The 16,548-nt window shown below is 65.8% G+C and carries 14 protein-coding genes; 10 read left to right on the top strand and 4 right to left on the bottom strand.

Translation table 11 applies throughout. The features are described 5' to 3' along the window. The first annotated feature begins 19 nt into the window (after positions 1 to 19). Entirely contained in the window at positions 20 to 280 is a 261-nt protein-coding gene (locus G7007_RS04975; protein WP_181099509.1) for a DUF1652 domain-containing protein, read from the top strand. On the opposite strand, the gene G7007_RS04970 is transcribed toward G7007_RS04975, so the two are convergent. Beyond that, entirely contained in the window at positions 277 to 2,418 is a 2,142-nt protein-coding gene (locus G7007_RS04970) for a putative bifunctional diguanylate cyclase/phosphodiesterase (RefSeq protein WP_181099507.1), read from the bottom strand. The genes G7007_RS04975 and G7007_RS04970 overlap by 4 nt on opposite strands. A 255-nt stretch (positions 2,419 to 2,673) precedes the next feature. On the opposite strand from G7007_RS04970, the gene G7007_RS04965 reads away from it, so the two are divergent. Together G7007_RS04965 and uvsE are read left to right on the top strand one after the other, a co-directional pair. Next, positions 2,674 to 4,281 (top strand): sensor domain-containing diguanylate cyclase, encoded by a 1,608-nt coding sequence (locus tag G7007_RS04965; RefSeq protein ID WP_181099506.1) that lies wholly within the window; start codon positions 2,674 to 2,676, stop codon positions 4,279 to 4,281. Positions 4,282 to 4,344: 63 nt separating this feature from the next. Further along, the gene (gene uvsE, locus G7007_RS04960; RefSeq protein ID WP_181099504.1) at positions 4,345 to 5,385 is read left to right on the top strand and encodes a UV DNA damage repair endonuclease UvsE; all 1,041 of its coding nucleotides are present in this window, start codon (positions 4,345 to 4,347) and stop codon (positions 5,383 to 5,385) included. A 145-nt stretch (positions 5,386 to 5,530) separates the two neighbouring features. On the opposite strand, the gene G7007_RS04955 is transcribed toward uvsE, so the two are convergent. Both G7007_RS04955 and G7007_RS04950 read right to left on the bottom strand, forming a co-directional pair. Beyond that, complete coding sequence (locus G7007_RS04955) at positions 5,531 to 6,238, bottom strand: conjugal transfer protein TraX (RefSeq protein ID WP_258198465.1); 708 nt, start codon at positions 6,236 to 6,238, stop codon at positions 5,531 to 5,533. After that, the gene (locus tag G7007_RS04950) at positions 6,235 to 7,311 is read right to left on the bottom strand and encodes a metal-dependent hydrolase (protein WP_181099502.1); all 1,077 of its coding nucleotides are present in this window, start codon (positions 7,309 to 7,311) and stop codon (positions 6,235 to 6,237) included. The genes G7007_RS04955 and G7007_RS04950 overlap by 4 nt, the downstream gene beginning before the upstream one ends. 306 nt (positions 7,312 to 7,617) lie before the next feature. On the opposite strand from G7007_RS04950, the gene G7007_RS04945 reads away from it, so the two are divergent. The 3 genes from G7007_RS04945 (at position 7,618) to G7007_RS04935 (ending at position 10,652) form a co-directional block, all read left to right on the top strand. Beyond that, positions 7,618 to 8,622, top strand: coding sequence for an aldo/keto reductase (locus G7007_RS04945; RefSeq protein ID WP_181099500.1), 1,005 nt, complete (start codon positions 7,618 to 7,620; stop codon positions 8,620 to 8,622). A gap of 30 nt (positions 8,623 to 8,652) precedes the next feature. Next, entirely contained in the window at positions 8,653 to 9,438 is a 786-nt protein-coding gene (locus G7007_RS04940) for a hypothetical protein (protein WP_181099498.1), read from the top strand. A 101-nt stretch (positions 9,439 to 9,539) separates the two neighbouring features. Then, entirely contained in the window at positions 9,540 to 10,652 is a 1,113-nt protein-coding gene (locus G7007_RS04935) for an enoyl-CoA hydratase/isomerase family protein (protein WP_181099496.1), read from the top strand. A 10-nt stretch (positions 10,653 to 10,662) separates the two neighbouring features. Here the strand turns inward: G7007_RS04935 and G7007_RS04930 are convergent, their stop codons facing one another. Continuing rightward, complete coding sequence (locus G7007_RS04930; RefSeq protein WP_181099494.1) at positions 10,663 to 11,538, bottom strand: AEC family transporter; 876 nt, start codon at positions 11,536 to 11,538, stop codon at positions 10,663 to 10,665. 288 nt (positions 11,539 to 11,826) lie between these two features. Here G7007_RS04930 and G7007_RS04925 point away from each other — a divergent pair, with 288 nt between their 5' ends. From G7007_RS04925 to G7007_RS04910, 4 genes are all read left to right on the top strand, one after another. Beyond that, positions 11,827 to 13,164, top strand: coding sequence for an MFS transporter (locus G7007_RS04925; protein ID WP_181099492.1), 1,338 nt, complete (start codon positions 11,827 to 11,829; stop codon positions 13,162 to 13,164). Positions 13,165 to 13,315: 151 nt separating this feature from the next. Then, positions 13,316 to 13,867, top strand: a complete 552-nt coding sequence (locus G7007_RS04920; protein WP_181099490.1) for a YbhB/YbcL family Raf kinase inhibitor-like protein — start codon at positions 13,316 to 13,318, stop codon at positions 13,865 to 13,867. A gap of 162 nt (positions 13,868 to 14,029) precedes the next feature. Then, on the top strand, positions 14,030 to 14,404 hold the full coding sequence (locus G7007_RS04915) for a RidA family protein (RefSeq protein ID WP_375139477.1): 375 nt from the start codon (positions 14,030 to 14,032) through the stop codon (positions 14,402 to 14,404). Between the two features lie 65 nt (positions 14,405 to 14,469). Beyond that, complete coding sequence (locus tag G7007_RS04910; RefSeq protein WP_258198481.1) at positions 14,470 to 16,527, top strand: TonB-dependent receptor family protein; 2,058 nt, start codon at positions 14,470 to 14,472, stop codon at positions 16,525 to 16,527. The last annotated feature ends 21 nt before the right edge of the window (positions 16,528 to 16,548 follow it).

Raw genomic sequence — 16,548 nt, 5'->3', positions numbered from 1 at the left:
GAGAACAAGGAGGCTGGCCATGAACAAGATGACCTTTCCCAATGCATGCCAAGTGATGCGCTGGCATTTCCACCCCTTGGGCTTCGAAGCGACCATGGACGCGCCGCGCAGCCTGATCGCGCGCGTCTTCGACCGCTCCAGCGGTGAAACGCTGCTGGCGGTCGCCGGCATTCCCTGCACGGCGATCATGGCTGCCGCCGACGTCGAGCGCATCATCGAAGCGGTGGAGGCGGAGCTGGAAGCCTTCGTGCCCTACTGCACCTTGCGCCACGCCAGCTAGCGCACCACCGGTGCCGCCAGCAGGCGTTGAGCGCTCAGCGCTGCGTCGTCCATCCCGAGCGGTTCGGTGGGCGTCACTTCGCGCACGACGCTGGCCGGCAGCGCATCGGCCGGAACCGGCCGCCCCAGCAGGTACCCCTGCAGCGCGTCGCAGCCCAACCGGGTCAGGAAGCCGCGTTGGCAGTCGGTTTCCACGCCCTCGGCGACGATGCGCAGGTCCAGCGCCTGCCCCAGGGCGACGATGGCCGAAATGATCGCGGCATCGTCGCTATCGGGCTCCAGGTCTCGGACAAAACCACGGTCGATCTTCAGCTCGTTGGCCGGCAGGCGCTTGAGGTACATCAGGCTCGAATAGCCGGTGCCGAAATCGTCGATGGACAGGTCGACGCCCATGTCGGCGAGCCGGCCGAGCACCACCAGGCTCGCCTCGACATCGTGCATGGCCGTGGTCTCGGTGATCTCCAGGGTCAGGCAATTGGCGGGCAACTGGTTCTGGGCCAAAGCATGGGCAACGTTGTCGAGCAGGCCCACATGGCAGAACTGGATCGCCGACAGGTTGACCGCGATGCGCCAACCCTCGAAGCCGATGTCCATCCAGGCGCGCATCTGGCGGCAGGCCTCGTTCAGCACCCAGACGCCGATGGGTACGATCAGCCCGGTCTTTTCGGCCAGGCCCACGAAGCGGTCCGGTGACAACAGACCCTGCTCCGGGTGCTGCCAGCGCAGCAGCGCTTCAGCGCCGATCGCCACACCGGTGGCCGCGTCGAACTTGGGCTGGTAGTGCAGACAGAATTGCCCCTGCTCCAGCGCCACCCGCAGGTCCTGGATCAGCTGGGCCTGCAAACGGGCATTGCTGTTCATCGAGGCATCGAAGAACCGGTAACCGTTCTTGCCACTGCCCTTGGCGTGATACATCGCCGCATCGGCATTGCGCAACAATTCATGGGCGTCCTGGCCGTTGCCGGGGTACACCACGATGCCCAGACTGGCCGACATGGCCAGGCGCTGGTCGAGCATGTCGAACGGGCGCGACACCAGTGCCACCTGAAGGGCCGCCAGGTCCAGCGCATCGTCTGGGTCCTGCAAGTGCGCCAACAGCACGAACTCGTCGCCCCCAATGCGCGCCAAGGTGTCGCGCGCCTGCAGATCGGCGCGCAACCGCGCCGCCACGGCCTTGAGCACCTGATCGCCCAGGTGATGCCCATAGGCATCGTTGATCGGCTTGAACCCATCCAGGTCGATGAACATCAGCGCGAAGCATCCCCCTTGCGCATCGGCCCGCTCGATCGCCTGGTCGATGCGCTCGGCCAGCAGCGTCCGGTTGGGCAGGCCGGTCAAGGTGTCATGCAGGCTCAGCTCGATCAGCTCCTGATTGACCCGGGTCAGCGAGCGTGCCAGTTGCGCGGTACGCACTTGCATGCGCGCGTCCAGCAGCGAGGTCAGCAGGGCCACGGCCATGACCGCCAGGGTCGTGACCAACACCGTGTAATACAAGCCTGAACCGCTCAGGCCACTGGCGATCGCAGCGCATACGCTACCTTCGGGGAAGTAGGCGGCGGCCATGCCGGTGTAGTGCATGCCGACGATCGCCACCCCCATCAACACGGCCGCGGCGGCGCGAATCGGGCGTACGTAGGGCGTGTGCTGGCGCAATCGGAAGACGATCCACAAGCCTGCCGCCGAGGCGCCGACGGCGATGGCCAGCGACGCCGTGAACAGGGCCGGGTCGTAGTCGATGCCCGGCTGCATGCGCAGGGCCGCCATGCCGGTGTAGTGCATGCTGCTGATCCCGCTGCCCATGATCAGCGAACCCAGTCCCAGTTGCGCCATCGGCAGCCGAGGCTGACTGGCCAGCCACAAGGCGAAGCCCGACGACAGGACGGCGATCAGCAGCGACAGCGCGGTCAGCCCCAGGTCATAACCCAACTCGATCGGCAAGCGAAGCGCCAGCATGCCGATGAAGTGCATGGACCAGATCCCCACCCCCATCGCCAGGGCGCCACCGCTCATCCAGACATAAGCCACGCGCCCTCGTGCGGTGGCGATGCGGCCACTGAAGTCGAGCGCCGTGTAGGCGGCCAGGATTGCCACACCCAGCGAGATGACGACCAGTGAAGAGGAATAACTGCCTGTAAGCATGCCAAGATCCACGAACGAAGGCGCGCCGCGGTTCCATGGCTGGCCTGATGAGCGATCAGTTTACCCAGCCGCCTGTGAAACGCACGCTGATTTGGATGAATGATATCATAGTGCCTGTCAATGGATGATGAACGGTATGTCAGCCCCTTTTCGCGTGCCCGTCACGAGGTGTCGCGCCCTCGTCTGGGCAATAGCCGGTACGGCCCGAACCGGTTAAGGTAAGCGCCCCTACACGGCCGCTTTTCGAGGTCAGGTTTGCCGAACGTCAAGCAAGGACCCCGCCTGACGCTGCGCACGTTGATGCTGTCGCTGTCCGCGCTGACGGTCTTGGTCATGCTGTGCACGAGCTATTTCGCCAGCTATCGGGTGCAGCGCCAGGTATTGATCGATCATGCACTGGAGTCCAATCGGGTCTATGCCGCGAAATTGGCCTCGACCACCGATGCCTTCATCGCCAGCGCACTCAAGCAGCTGGCGGTCAGTGCCCGTGTACAGGCGCGCTATATGGAAGACGACCAGGCCTTGGCAGAGGAAACCGACCGCCTGTTGCAGCAGAGCAGCGCGTTCAACTCCACGTTTGCCGTGGACGCACGCGGCGTGATGCGGGCCATTTCGCCGGCCACCCTGCAGCCGATGATCGGCCGGCAATTGCAGACGCCCGGCTCGCGCGAGGCGCTGCACGAACGCCGACCGGTCATCTCCACGCCCTATCTGTCGGTGGCCGACAACCTCGTCGTGGTGCTGTCGCAACCGATCTATGGTGCCGATGGCCGGTATCTGGGCTATGTCGGCGGCAGTCTGCACCTGCACCAGCACAATATCCTCAGCACGCTGCTGGGCGAACACTTCTACAAGGATGGCTCCTACCTCTACGTGGTCGACCGCCACCTGCGCCTGCTGTATCACCCCGACCCGACGCGGGTCGGTACCCAGGTCAAGGGCAATGCGATGCTCGACGAGCTGGCCGAACACACCAGCGGCACGCGCAGCCTGGCCAATAGCGTGGGGGTGCCCATGCTCGCCGGTTTCGCCACCGTCCCCAGCACCGGCTGGGGCATCGTCGCGCAGCAACCGCAGGCGCTGACCGTGGCGCCGCTGCAAGGCCTGGTGCTGAGCATGCTCGAACTGTCGGCGCCACTGGTGTTGCTGGGCCTCGTGCTGCTGTGGTGGCTGGCGCTGGTCATCGCCCAACCCTTGTGGCAACTGGCCGCCGGGGCACGGCTGATGGACCATGCCGATACCCGGGAGCGTCTCCAGAACGTGCGAGCCTGGTACTTCGAGGCCGAAGAACTCAAGCGGGCCCTGCTGTTCGGCCTCAACCTGCTGCAAGAGCGCATCGGCCGCCTGAACCGCGACGCCCAGACCGACCCCTTGACGGGCTTGGTCAACCGCCGTGGGCTGGAACAGGCCCTGGCCGTGTTCGACACCGAGTACCGGGCGTTCTCGGTGATCGTGCTGGATGTCGATCACTTCAAGCGGGTCAACGACACCTATGGCCATGAGGTCGGCGACCACGTGCTGCGTCAACTGGCCGAATTGATGCGTGCCGGGTGCCGCGAGGGCGACCTGTTGTGCCGTACAGGCGGCGAGGAGTTCCTCATGCTGCTGCCAGGCGCCGGGCAGGCTGTGGCACTGGCGGTCGCCGAACGCCTGCGTGCGTGTGTGGAAACCACGGTGATCGAGCCCATCGGCGCGGTCACCGTGTCGTTGGGCGTCGCGCACTGGTCACCCGATGGCCACTCGACGCCAGCAGACGTGTTGAATCAGGCGGACCGCGCCCTGTACAGGGCCAAGCGCGGTGGACGCAACCAGGTGGTCAATGGCGATGACCTGCCCCGACACCCGGCCGACGCGTCGGGTTGAACCGGAAGGATCGTAAGCGCTGCCGGTGCGGTCTATCGAAAACGTCCGAACCAGGAGTCGACGATGCCCTCACCTGCCCGCCTGGGCTTTGCCTGCCAGTACCGTCACCCTCATCGCCACCTGCCGAACAAGGAGCTGGAGGCGCTCGAGCGCACGTTCAACCCCCGCACCACCACCTTGCGCTGGATCAACAGCGCCAGCGTGGAAACGGCGCGTGCCAAGTTGCTGGAGGTGGTCAAGCACAACCTCGAGGCGCAGCTGCGGCTGCTCAAACATGTCAATGCGCTGCCGCCGGCCTTGCACATGGTGCGCCTGAGCAGCGACCTGCTGCCGCTGTACAGCCACCCGCAGGTGACGCCGTTCTATCAAGACCCTGCCGTCCAGCGTCTGCTCGAAGCGCGGTTCGCACGGATCGGTGAATATGCCCGTGAGGCCGGGATCCGGCTGTCGTTCCACCCAGGCCAGTTCTGCGTCCTGGGCTCGGATCGGCCGGAGGTGGTGGAAAACAGCCTCGCCGAGTTCGAGTACCATGCCGACATGATCCGCATGATGGGCTATGGACGCCGTTTCCAGGACTTCAAGTGCAACGTCCACATCGCCGGGCGCCTGGGCGTGGAAGGCATGCGCGCGGTCTGGCCACGCTTGTCGGAGGTGGCGCGCAATACCCTGACCCTGGAGAACGACGAGAAGACCTACGGGGTCGACGACTGCCTGCAACTAGCCGACCTGGCCCCGGTGGTGCTCGACATCCACCACTGCTGGATTCACGAGAACGACTACATCGACCCGCAGGGCGCTCGGGTCGCACGCATCATCGAAAGCTGGCGTGATGTGCGGCCGACCATGCACTACTCCCAGCCGCCCGAGCGCCTGCAGGCGCTGGGCTTCGATGCCGAGCAGAAGCTGGAGATGCCGGCGCTGCTGGAGCAGGTCAACAAACGTGACCTGTACCTGCACAGCGAGCGGATGTGGAACGACTGGACCAACCGCTATGCGCTGGAGTTCCTGGACCGGTTCGACATGATGTTCGAGGCCAAGCACAAGAACCTGGCAACGCTGGAGTTCTACGAGCGGTATCTGGTCCAGGAGACGGTTGCTGGTTGAACCTGAGTACGGCAGGTATCGGGGAGCCCATGCGGCCGGACCGATTGGGCTGCGAGTGCCTGTACCACTGCGGCGGGTGTGAGCGCCCTGCCCGAGCCCGGACCGGCCGCGATGGACCGCACGACAGTCCCTCATGGCGCCCGCGTCACCCCATGCCCTGCAACAGGCGAATGATCACCAGGTGCACCGGATAGAACCCATACGCCCAACGGCCCACTCGCCAGGGCGTGACACTGTCCTGGCGCAACAGCCACAGGCCCAGAGGAGCGGAACACGCAGCGGCCGCCAGGATCGCCAGCCCCCAAGGCTCACCCGCATGGGCGCGCAGCCAATCGTCGGTCAGATTGCCCGCCACCGCCAGCATCATGAGCACCACGATGCTCCACCTCCCCGTTCGCAACGCCAGCAGCCAACCGGCCGGCAGCAGCACACCGGCCCATCCGTACATCAACCACGGGCTGGCCAACAGAGCGGTCGACAGCGCCACGGCTCCACCCAGGCGCGCCAGGCGATCATCGACCTGGACGCCATAGGCCACCAGCAGGCCCAACGTCAGCGTCGGCATCACATTGAGCGTCATCGACCCGCTGTCCAGCCAGCGATAGGCGGGCTCCGACGCGGCGCTGAACACCAGCATCCAGGCCAGGTAACGGCCATGGCGACCCGTACGGAAGGTGGCTGGCGTAGCGCGCGCAGCGTGCCAGGCGATGGCCAGGCAGAACAAGGGAAAGGCCAGGCGACCCGGCAGGACGAGCCCCGCCAGGTCAGGCCAGGCATAGCGCAGGTGATCGCCCAGCATGGTCAGCAGCGCCACCCACTTGACCAGGTCCAGCCCCGGGCAGCGGGTGGTCAACCGCCCTGCTCCGCCTGGTCCTGCGAGGCCCAGCGCACCAGAGGCAAGGGCGGTCGCTGCTCGAAGATGCGCTGCCAGACCTGCGCCAGCACGTCGGTGCGCAGCAGCGAGCGCGCACCGCCACCGGGGGCGCGGGTCGGCACGATCGCTTGCCAGTTGCCCTGCGCGTCGCGCTTGGCCATGACGAAGCGGAAGGTGTAGTTGCCGGGCATGCCCATGCGCAGGTCCGTCACCACCAACTGATCGCCGAGGGCGTCGTAGCGCAGCCAGTCGCCGGTGAACCAGCGAAGGCGCTCATGCAGCGGCGTGCCCTGCAGTACGATGGCGAGTTCGAGGTGGCGGGATTGACGCAGCTGCTCAGGTGGATTGCGATCGAACACGCTGCCGATCCCTTCGTAGTACTGGCCGTCGGCGGTCTTGGCCAGAAGACGCCAGACTAGCGAGTTGAACGCCAGCGGCATGGCCTTGACCTCGGTCACGTCGATGCCCTGACGCTGCAGCGACGCCTCGAAACGGTGCTCGGCCGCTACCCTGGCCACCGTGCCTGCGCCCAGGTAGGCCGCCCCGAACAGCACGGTGCCCAGCAACCAGGCCTGGCTGCGTGTCGTCAGCCCTTTGCAGGCTGCATAGATCACCGTCGCCAGCATGGGCAGCGTATAGACCGGGTCGACGATGAACACCGCCGACCAGCTCTGTGGCGTGACGGTGAACGGCCACAGCAGTTGTGTGCCATACACGGTGAAGGCATCCAGCACGGGATGGGTGACCAGCACCAGCCAGAAAGCCAGGAACAGCCGGGGCCAGCGGTAGTGCCTGTCCGGCCAGTAGCGCTGCCCGAGCCAGGCCACCAGCCAGGCGAGCGCCAGGGCAAGGGCCGTGAGCACGAAGAGCGAATGCGAGAAACCGCGGTGGTAGGTCATGCTCGAGACGGGGTCGGCGTAGCGGATCACCACGTCCAGGTCCGGCAAGGTGCCCAGCGCGGCGCCGTAGACCAGCGAACGCCGTCCTTGTATTCGTCCGAGCACCGTTCCTTGAAGCGCGGCGCCGAGTACTGCCTGTGTCAATGAATCCACGGTCGATCCTCTGGAGGAAAGGAGCTGCAAGCTGCAAGCTGCAAGCTGCAAGCTGCAAGCTGCAAGCTGCAAGCTGCAAGCTGCAAGCTGCAAGCTGCAAGCTGCAAGCTGCAAGTCAGTTGGGTGGTCGGGCTTGGGAAAGTTCAGTGCTGGGGTATCAGGACAGCTCCCCAGACCACAGCGCGTCCTTGTTCATCGAGACGGCACGCGCGCGGCGTGAGCTGTTACGCTTGGTTCCATTCATGGCAGACCGCTTGCAGCTTGCAGCTTGCCACTCACCACTTCCCCCCGAAAAGGACCTTCCACATGATCTACCGCGCATTGGGCCACAGTGGCCTGCAGGTGTCCGCCCTGACCTTGGGCAGCATGATGTTCGGCGAACAGACCTCGGACGAGGAGGCAGTGCGCATCATCGACAAGGCCTGGGACCAGGGTGTGAACAGCATCGACACGGCCGACGTCTACAACGGCGGCCGCTCCGAGGGGATCGTGGGCCGTGCGGTAGCACGCCGACGCCAGGACTGGGTGGTCGCCTCCAAGGTCGGCTATGGCGCGGCGGACCGTCCCAATGCCAGCGGCCTGTCGCGCAAGCATGTGTTCAATGCCCTCGAGGCCACGCTGTCGCGCATGGGCACCGACTACCTGGACCTCTACTACCTGCACCGCGAGGATCATCAGGTGCCCTTGGAGGAAACCGTGCGCGCCATGGGCGATCTGCTGCGCCAAGGCAAGATCCGTTACTGGGGCGTCTCCAACTTCCGCGGCTGGCGGATCGCCGAACTGTGTCACGTGGCCGAGCGCCTGGGCGTGGAAAAGCCCGTGGTCAGCCAGCCCTTGTACAACATCGTCAATCGCCAGGCCGAGCCGGAGCAGTTCACCGCCGCCGCGTTTCATGGGCTGGGCATCGTCCCGTTCAGTCCCCTGGCCCGTGGCGTGCTGAGCGGCAAGTACGCGCCTGGCAGCACGCCCGACGCCGGTAGCCGTGCAGGCCGTCAGGACAAGCGCATTCTTGAGGTCGAATGGCGCCAGGAATCGTTGTCCATCGCCCAGCGCATCCAGGCCCATGTCGAGGCCAAGGGCGTGGGTATCGTCGAATTCGCCATTGCCTGGGTGCTGAACAATCGCCTGGTCAGCTCGGCCATCGTCGGGCCACGGACCGAGGCACAGTGGGACACCTATGCCGGGGCACTGGACGTGACCCTCACGGACGACGACGAGGCGTTCATCGATTCGCTGGTCACGCCGGGGCATGCCTCCACCCCTGGTTTCAACGATGTCGCGCATTTCGTCAGTGGGCGCATGGCGCGCTGATAAAGCTTTCCAGAGGCGCTGGAACTAGCAATGTTGCCAGTTTCGACCTTCGGCCTGACTGACTTCATCGAGCTGGTTAATCTCGGTACGGCGCATGAGGGAGACATGCTGGCGCTGGCGCTACCGATTACAGTGGAAGGGAACAGCATTTATTCAAGCCTCGCTGTAGGGCGCTACACGTCGAAACTGACGGCCAAACCGGGGTTTGGAGACAACGGCATTCAATTCGTGCCCCATACCAAGGCCTCCCCGGCCCAGCCTTCGCCTACCTCGACGTCTTCTATTGCCGGGCGCTTGCGGGACGCACGCGAACGCGCTTCGACGAAAGGTGTTTCGCCCTTGAATCTGCCCCGGGCCGCACGGGTAGGCGAAACGATCAAAGTGATTTACCAAGAGACCGAGTCTGATGGGCTGAGTGTTCGCAGTGCGACCACGTACCTGGCTTGTTTCGAGGCCGACTCTGGCAGACCGATCGCGTCCTTCGAGATTGCGATCGAAGCGCCAAGCGCCCACCGTTCGAAGAAGGCAAGCACACAGCCACTGATCGTCCATGACGCGGTCTTTCTCGACGATGGTCGTGTCTTGTTGTTAGGTGATGTGGAGGGCACCACCTACCTGACCTGTCTTACGCACGAAGGCGCGCCTGACCTCACTTTTGGGGTACAAGGGCAGATCGAACTGCCTGGCACAGGCTATTTTGGCATGGCCATGGACGCAAGCCTTCTGCCGACGGCTCGCCACCTGACCTCGCGTACCTGCAAGGCTTGCCGGTACGCGATAGGTACCTTGTGCGTCGTCAATGCAGTCCTCGACTAAGCATTCGTTTGCCTGCTGTTGTCTGACCTCTTGAGTGGCTACGTACAGTGTGCGCTGGCCGTCTCGCCGAAGGAACGTGACCAGACGACAGGGAGACAACAATGAGCGCTGCCGTTTCTGCGCTGCATGCAGGCAATGTATCGATCGAAGTCCGCAATGGCATCGGACACCTCACCTTCAACCGCCCCCAAGGGCTCAACGCCCTGACCCTGAGCATGGTGCGCACCCTGCGGCGCCAGCTCGACACCTGGGCGGACGACCCCCACATCATCGCCGTGATGTTGCGCGGCGCCGGCAGCAAGGGTTTCTGCGCCGGTGGCGACCTGCGCATGCTCTGCGACAGCTACACGGCCGGCGACAGCGTGCACCGCGACTTCTTCCGCGAAGAATATGCCCTGGACCTGGCCATCCACCGCTACCGCAAGCCGGTGGTGGTGCTCATGGACGGTTATACCCTGGGCGCCGGCATGGCCCTGGCCCAGACGGCCGACCTGCGCATCGTCACCGAGCGCAGCCAGATCGGCATGCCGGAAGTGACCCTTGGCGGCTTCCCGGATGCTGGCTCGAGCTACTTCCTGTCACGCCTGCCCGGCGAGCTGGGGACTTACCTGGCGGTCAGCGGTCACACCATCGGCGCGGCCGACGCACTGTTCTGCGGGCTGGCCGATTGGTATCTGGACAGCCGCAAGCTGGCCGCACTGGATGACCGTCTGGATCGCCTGACCTTCGGGTCAGTGCCACTCAAGGATCTGCAAGGCGTGCTGGCGCGCTTCGGCACCCAGATCCTGCCCGATGCACCGCTCAAGGGCCTGCGTCCTGTGATCGACCACTATTTCGGCCTGCCCGACATGCCGAGCATCCTCGAGCAACTGCGTGCAGTGAGCATCGGCGACAGCCATGAATGGGCGCTGAAAACCGCCCGCCGGCTGGAGGCCTGCTCGCCGTCGGCCATGGCGGTCGCGCTCGAACTGATCCGCTACGGACGCGAGCTGTCGCTGGAGACCTGCTTCGCGCTGGAGCTGCACCTGATCGAGCAGTGGTTCGAACAAGGCGATGCGCTCGAGGGCGTGCGCGCCCTGCTGGTGGACAAGGACCGCACGCCCCACTGGAATCCGCCTACCCTGGCCGACCTGCCGCGGCAGCGTGCGCAACGCTTCTTCGAAGGGTTCTCGCCGCAAAGCCGGCCCTGGGCACGGCATGGCGGCTGCTGGTAAGGCGGCAGGCCTACAGCAGCCAGACCAGGATCAGCGGCAGCAGGACGAACGACAAGGCGGTGGAACACATCACCAGGTTGGCGACCTGCTCGGGTGACTGGTTGGCGCGAATCGCCAGCAGGTAGTTGAACACCGCCACGGGCATCGCCGACTGCATCACCAGGACGGCCTGCTCGATCGGTGGCAGCGCCAAGGCCTGCCCGACGCCCCAACCCACCGCCGCGCCCAGCACGATCCGCAACCCGCCCAGCAGCAGCCCACTACCGACCTGGCGCAGACGCAGGCTGGCCAGGGACACGCCCAGGGTCAGCAGCATCAGCGGGATGGTCATGCCGCCGAGCAGGTCGACGGTGTTGGCCAGCCAGCGCGGCAGGTGCAGGTCGAAAAAAATCACCGGCAACGCCAGCACCAGGCTGATCACGATAGGGTTACGCACCAGCGACTTGAACGAGGCGACCCCGCCCGACAGCACGATGCCCAGGGTGAACTGGAAGGTCGACAAGGTGAGAAAGAACGCCACGGCCAGGGCCAGCCCTGGATCGCCGAAGGCATACAGGCTGATCGGCAAGCCCATGTTGCCGGTGTTCGGGAACATGAAAGCCGGCACCAGCACCCGCCAGTGCTGCCCGGTCAGGCGGCTGATCGCCCAGCCGACCCCACCCATGATCGCCAACCCTGCGGTGCACGCCAGCGCCATGCTGGTGAAGGCCTGGGGGTCGAGGTGCGTGCGGCTGAGGGTGGACAGCACCAGGCAGGGCGTACCGATGTTCATCACCAGCCGGGCGACGAATGCCGTGGGGTAGTCGGCACCGCTGCGGATCCAGGCGAAGCCGAGGCCAGCGACGATGAACACGGGCGAGAGGATGGCGATCAGCGAAGCCAGCATGGCAGAGTCTCTTCCTGGAAACCGATCATCCTAGGGCGTGGTCGCCTGCCTCGGCAACCGATTCGCGCCCAGGACATGACAAGACGCTACCTGCGGCATCCGGTCGCACCATGATCGTGCGAAAAACACCCTCTGCCCCATCCCCTTACAGGCGCGATCTGGCCTAGAATCCGCGCACCTTTCCAGCGGCTATCCGCAGCCTTGAATGGCCTCCTCTCGGTCTTCGTCCTGAAGACACCGGGCGCTTCTGGACAGGCGTCTGTCTTGTCTATTTCATTTGAGGTCTGTATGTCTCCGCACCTGCTGGCGATGGCGCTGGCACCGCTGCTCGGGTTGTTCATCGTCGGTCTCGGCTATGGCTTCCTGTCGTCCCTGACCACCCTGCGCCTGGACGCGGCCGGTGAGTCGGCCACCATGATCGGTATCGTCTCGTCGGCCTATTTCGTCGGCCTGACGTTGGGCGCCCTGTTCAACGACCGGCTGATCCTGCGCATCGGGCACATCCGCGCCTACAGCAGCTTCGCCTCGCTGATCGCCGTGACCATCCTGCTGCAAAGCCTGTTCTACGACCCCTGGGCCTGGGCTGCGCTGCGCCTGATCGGCGGCTGGGCCACGGTCGGCGTGTTCCTGGTGATCGAAAGCTGGCTGCTGCTGGCCGCGGCGCCCAAGGTGCGCGGGCGCCTGCTGGCGCTGTACATGATCGCGCTGTATGGCTCGGGCATGCTCGGCCAGGCCAAGCTGGGCGCCCTGGCCGGCTGGGGCGACACCGCGCCGTTCATGGTCGCGGCCATGCTGGCCTCGCTCTCGGTGGTGCCGATCGTGATCCTGCCGCGCGCCTCGCCCCTGCTGGAGAAGGTCGAACCGCTCAAGCCACGCCAACTGCTGAGTGTCACCCCGACCGGGCTGATCGGCTGCTTCGGCTCGGGCGTGGCCATCGCGGCGGTGTATACCCTGCTGCCGCTGTACCTGCAACGCATCGGCCTGGACATCACCGAAGTCGGCCACATGATGGCCAGCGCCATTCTCGGCGCGATGGTGCTGCAATACCCGGTCGGTCGCTGGTCCGACCGCCGTGACCGGCAGACCGTGCTGATCGCCCTGGGCAGCCTGTGCCTGGTGCTGTCGCTGGCGATCCTGGTGATGCCGCCCTCCCCCAAGCTGCTGATGGGCGCGCTGTTCCTGCTCGGCGGGGGCATCTTCGCGATCTATCCGGTGGCTGTGAGCCACGCGGCTGACCGCGCCCCGGCCGAAGAGCTGGTGCCGATGATCCAGGGCCTGCTGCTGATCAACTCGCTGGGCTCGGCGATGAGCCCGCTGGCGATCTCCTCGGTCATGAACCGTGTCGGCGAGGCCGGGTTGTTCTGGGCTTTCGCGGCGATCAATGCCGCGATGGTCGCGTTCTTCCTCTGGCGCCGTACCGAGCGCCCCGCCCCTGCGGCCTCGTCGCCGTTCACGCCAGCGACCACCTCCTCGTTCACCGGTGCCGAATTGCGGGTGACCGAAGACCTGATGCACGCGGCCATGGAGCACAGCGAGCCTGCCAGTGCTGACGAACCGGCAGCACCTGCAGAGGCGCAGGGGTCCGAGCGCGAGACGCGTCGGGAGAACGCCGACCTCGTCAGTTGACCTGAGGTCTTCTCCAGCGCTGGGTTCTTCAGGGGCGACGAATATCCTAGGACGGACGGCGGACGGCACGAAAACTGTCTACCGTATGAGAAACGGGGGCAGGCACGTGCAGCCTGTCCGCCCTACGATCGTCATCGGAGATGTCGCCTTCATGAAACCACTCCTGCAGTCATGTGTGATCGCCTTGACCCTCGCTATCAGCCCTCTCGTTCATGCCGATTCGCTGAACATCAAGTCCGATTCGTTCGACAGCGGCAAGGCGCTGCCCCTGGAGTTGGTGGGCAGGGGGCCGTCGTGCGGCGACGGCGGCAAGGACTGGTCGCCCTCCGTCCGCTGGTACGACCTGCCCGAGGGCACACGCTCGGTCGCCTTGGTGATGGTCGACCCCGACGGCAACAAGGGCCTGGGGGTCGTCCACTGGGTGGCGTACAACATCGACGCAAACATGCGCAAGCTGGATGCCGGCGCGGCGCGGTTTCGCTCGAGCTGGTTGACCGTCGGCCGCAACTCCACCGGCGCCGAAACCTACAAAGGCCCGTGCCCACCCCAGGACGACAACCCGCACCACTACGTGCTGACGCTGATCGCCACCGACCTGCCGCCAACACAGCTACCTTCCGGCCTGGACCGGGAGGGCTTGATGAAGGCACTCAAGGGCCATGCACTGGGGGCGCAGACCCTGGTGGGCACCTACGGCCAGTAAGCGCCAGACAGCTCATGGGCTCAGCGGGTGGCCGCGCTCGTCTCGCCCGGCCCACCCCGCCAGCGCCCTCTCTGGCGAAGGGCCATGCTTCCCTGCTCGACCCCATCCTTGCGCTCGCGTAGGCTGCGCTGTCCTTTTCTACCCCACGCACAAGGAATGCCCATGGCCAACCTCACGTTCAAGCCCGATGCCGACCCTGAATCCATTTCCTCCGACGTGGCCGGCTTCGGCGACCTGCTGGTGACCACCCAGATCCCGACACGCGCCGACGGCAGCCTCGAGCTGGGCAGCATCACCGCCCAGAGCGAGTGCACCCTGCAAGCGTTGAAGGACGCCCTGGAAGGGGCTGGCAGCTCGCTGGGCCGCGTGCTGCACCTGACCATCTACCTCACCGACATGGCCGACCGCGCCGCCTTCAACGAGGTCTACCAGCGATTCTTCAAGAAGCCCTGGCCAGTCCGTGCGGCCGTGGGTGTCGCCGCGCTGGCCGTACCGGGCATGCGCGTCGAAGTCACGGCCATGGCGGCCAAGGGTTGAGTGCACCTGCATTGGCCGTAGCGCCTCTCCGTGCAGTCCCGTCCAGCCCCCTGCCCTGGTCTTCCCTGCTGCTGTGCAGCCTGGCGAGCTGCCTCCAGGCCCAGGCAGCACCGGTCAGCGAACTGGAACCGCTGGTGGTGACCGGCAGTGCCGCGCCGGCCGGCAGTTTCGACCTGCCGTTCTCGGTCGATACCGTGGAGCGCGCCCAGTTCGCCGACGGGCAACTGGGCGTCAACCTGTCCGAAGCCCTGGCGCGTGTACCGGGACTGGTGGTGCAGAACCGGCAGAACTACGCCCAGGACCTGCAGATCTCCTCGCGCGGCTACGGCGCGCGTTCGGCCTTCGGCATTCGCGGACTGAAGCTGATCAGCGACGGTATCCCGGCCAGCACCCCTGATGGCCAAGGGCAAGCCTCGTCGCTCAACCTGGATGTGGCCGAGCGCATCGAAGTCCTGCGCGGTCCGGCCTCGACCCTGTACGGCAGCAACGCTGGCGGCGTGATCCAGATGTTCTCCCGCGACGGTACAGGCCCCGGCACCCTCGGTGCCGAGACCTTGATCGGCAGCGACGGGTTCGCCAAGCAGCACGTGCAGGCCGAAGGCGGCAGCGAGCAGGCTGGGTTCCTGCTCGACGCTTCGCGCATGGACACCGACGGCTACCGTGACCACAGTGCCGCACGCCGTGACCAGACCTTCGCCAAGACGCATTTCAAGCCGGATGCCGACAGCCGCGTGGCGCTGATCTTCAGCAGCCTCGAACAGCACGGTACCCAGGACCCCCTGGGGCAGAGCTGGGCCGGCTACCGACGCGATCCACGTTCGGTCGCCGACCCTGCGCGTCGCTACGACACGCGCAAGAGCATCGACCAACGGCAAGTGGGCCTCAACTACGAGCGCTACATCGGCGACGCCACCGTGCAGGTCAACCTGTACAGCGGCCAGCGCCAGGTGGTCCAGTACCTGTCGATCCCCCCGACCGCGGCGGCCAACCGACGTGGCGGTGGCGTGGTGGACTTCGACCGGGCCTACCACGGCGGCACGCTGCGCTGGATCCAGCCGATCACGACGGCGCCTGGCGCCCTGACCGTCACCGCCGGCCTGGACTACGACCGCAGTCAGGACGACCGCCGCGGCTACCAGAACTTCGTCGGCACCACCCTGGGCCTCAAGGGCGCGCTGCGCCGCGACGAGGTGGACACCGCCACCCGCCTCGACCCGTACCTGCAAGCCCATTGGGACTGGCAGCGCTGGACGCTGGAAGCCGGGGTTCGCTACAGCAGCCTGGACATGGACGTGGCCGATCACTACCTGGCCAATGGCGATGCCAGCGGCTCGCGCCGCTACCAGCGGGCGACGCCCTCGCTGTCGGTGCTGTATGCCTTCACGCCGGACTTGCACGGCTACCTCAGCGTCGGTTCGGCCTTCGAGACGCCGACCCAGGCGGAGATGGCCTATGCACCCGGCCAAGTCGAAGGCTTCAACTTCGATCTGCAGCCAGCCACCAGCCTGCAATACGAAGCCGGGCTCAAGGCGCGGCTGGGCGCGGCCACACGGATCAACGCGGCGCTGTTCGAGATCCGAACCCAGGACGAGGTCGTGGTCGACAGCGCGCAGGAGGGTCGTACCAGCTACCAGAACGCCGGCAAGACCCTGCGCCGGGGTCTGGAACTCAGCGTGCAGAGCGATGTGACTGCACAGTGGCAGGCGCACCTGGCCTATACCCTGTTGCAGGCCACCTACCAGGACGACGTGCTCACCGGCAGCAGCCGGATCGAGCGCGGCAACCGGCTGCCTGGCGTACCGCGCAGCAGCCTGTTCGGCGAACTGGTCTGGAAGCCGAGGTCGGGCGTGAGCCTGGGGATGGAAGGCCAGTACCGCAGCCGGGTCTTCGTCGAGGACAGCAACACCGAGCGCGCAGCGCCAGGCTACACGGTGTTCAACGGCCGGATGAGGCTGGATCAGCAGGTCGGCCCCTGGGCCTTCCATCAGACGGTGCGCCTGGACAACCTGTTGGACCGTCAGTACGTCGGGTCGGTGATCGTGGGTGACGGCAATGGCCGCTACTACGAGGCGGCGCCGGGGCGTTCGTGGTATGCCAGCGCAGGGGTGGCCTACCAGTTCTGAAGAGCGGGCGCAGCGGCGATG

Origin of the sequence: Pseudomonas entomophila, assembly GCF_013523125.1 — a bacterium.
Taxonomy (GTDB): Bacteria; Pseudomonadota; Gammaproteobacteria; order Pseudomonadales; family Pseudomonadaceae; genus Aquipseudomonas; species Aquipseudomonas entomophila_B.
Note: the sequence above shows the minus strand (reverse complement) of the source record. Positions and strands in the feature narration are given on the sequence as shown.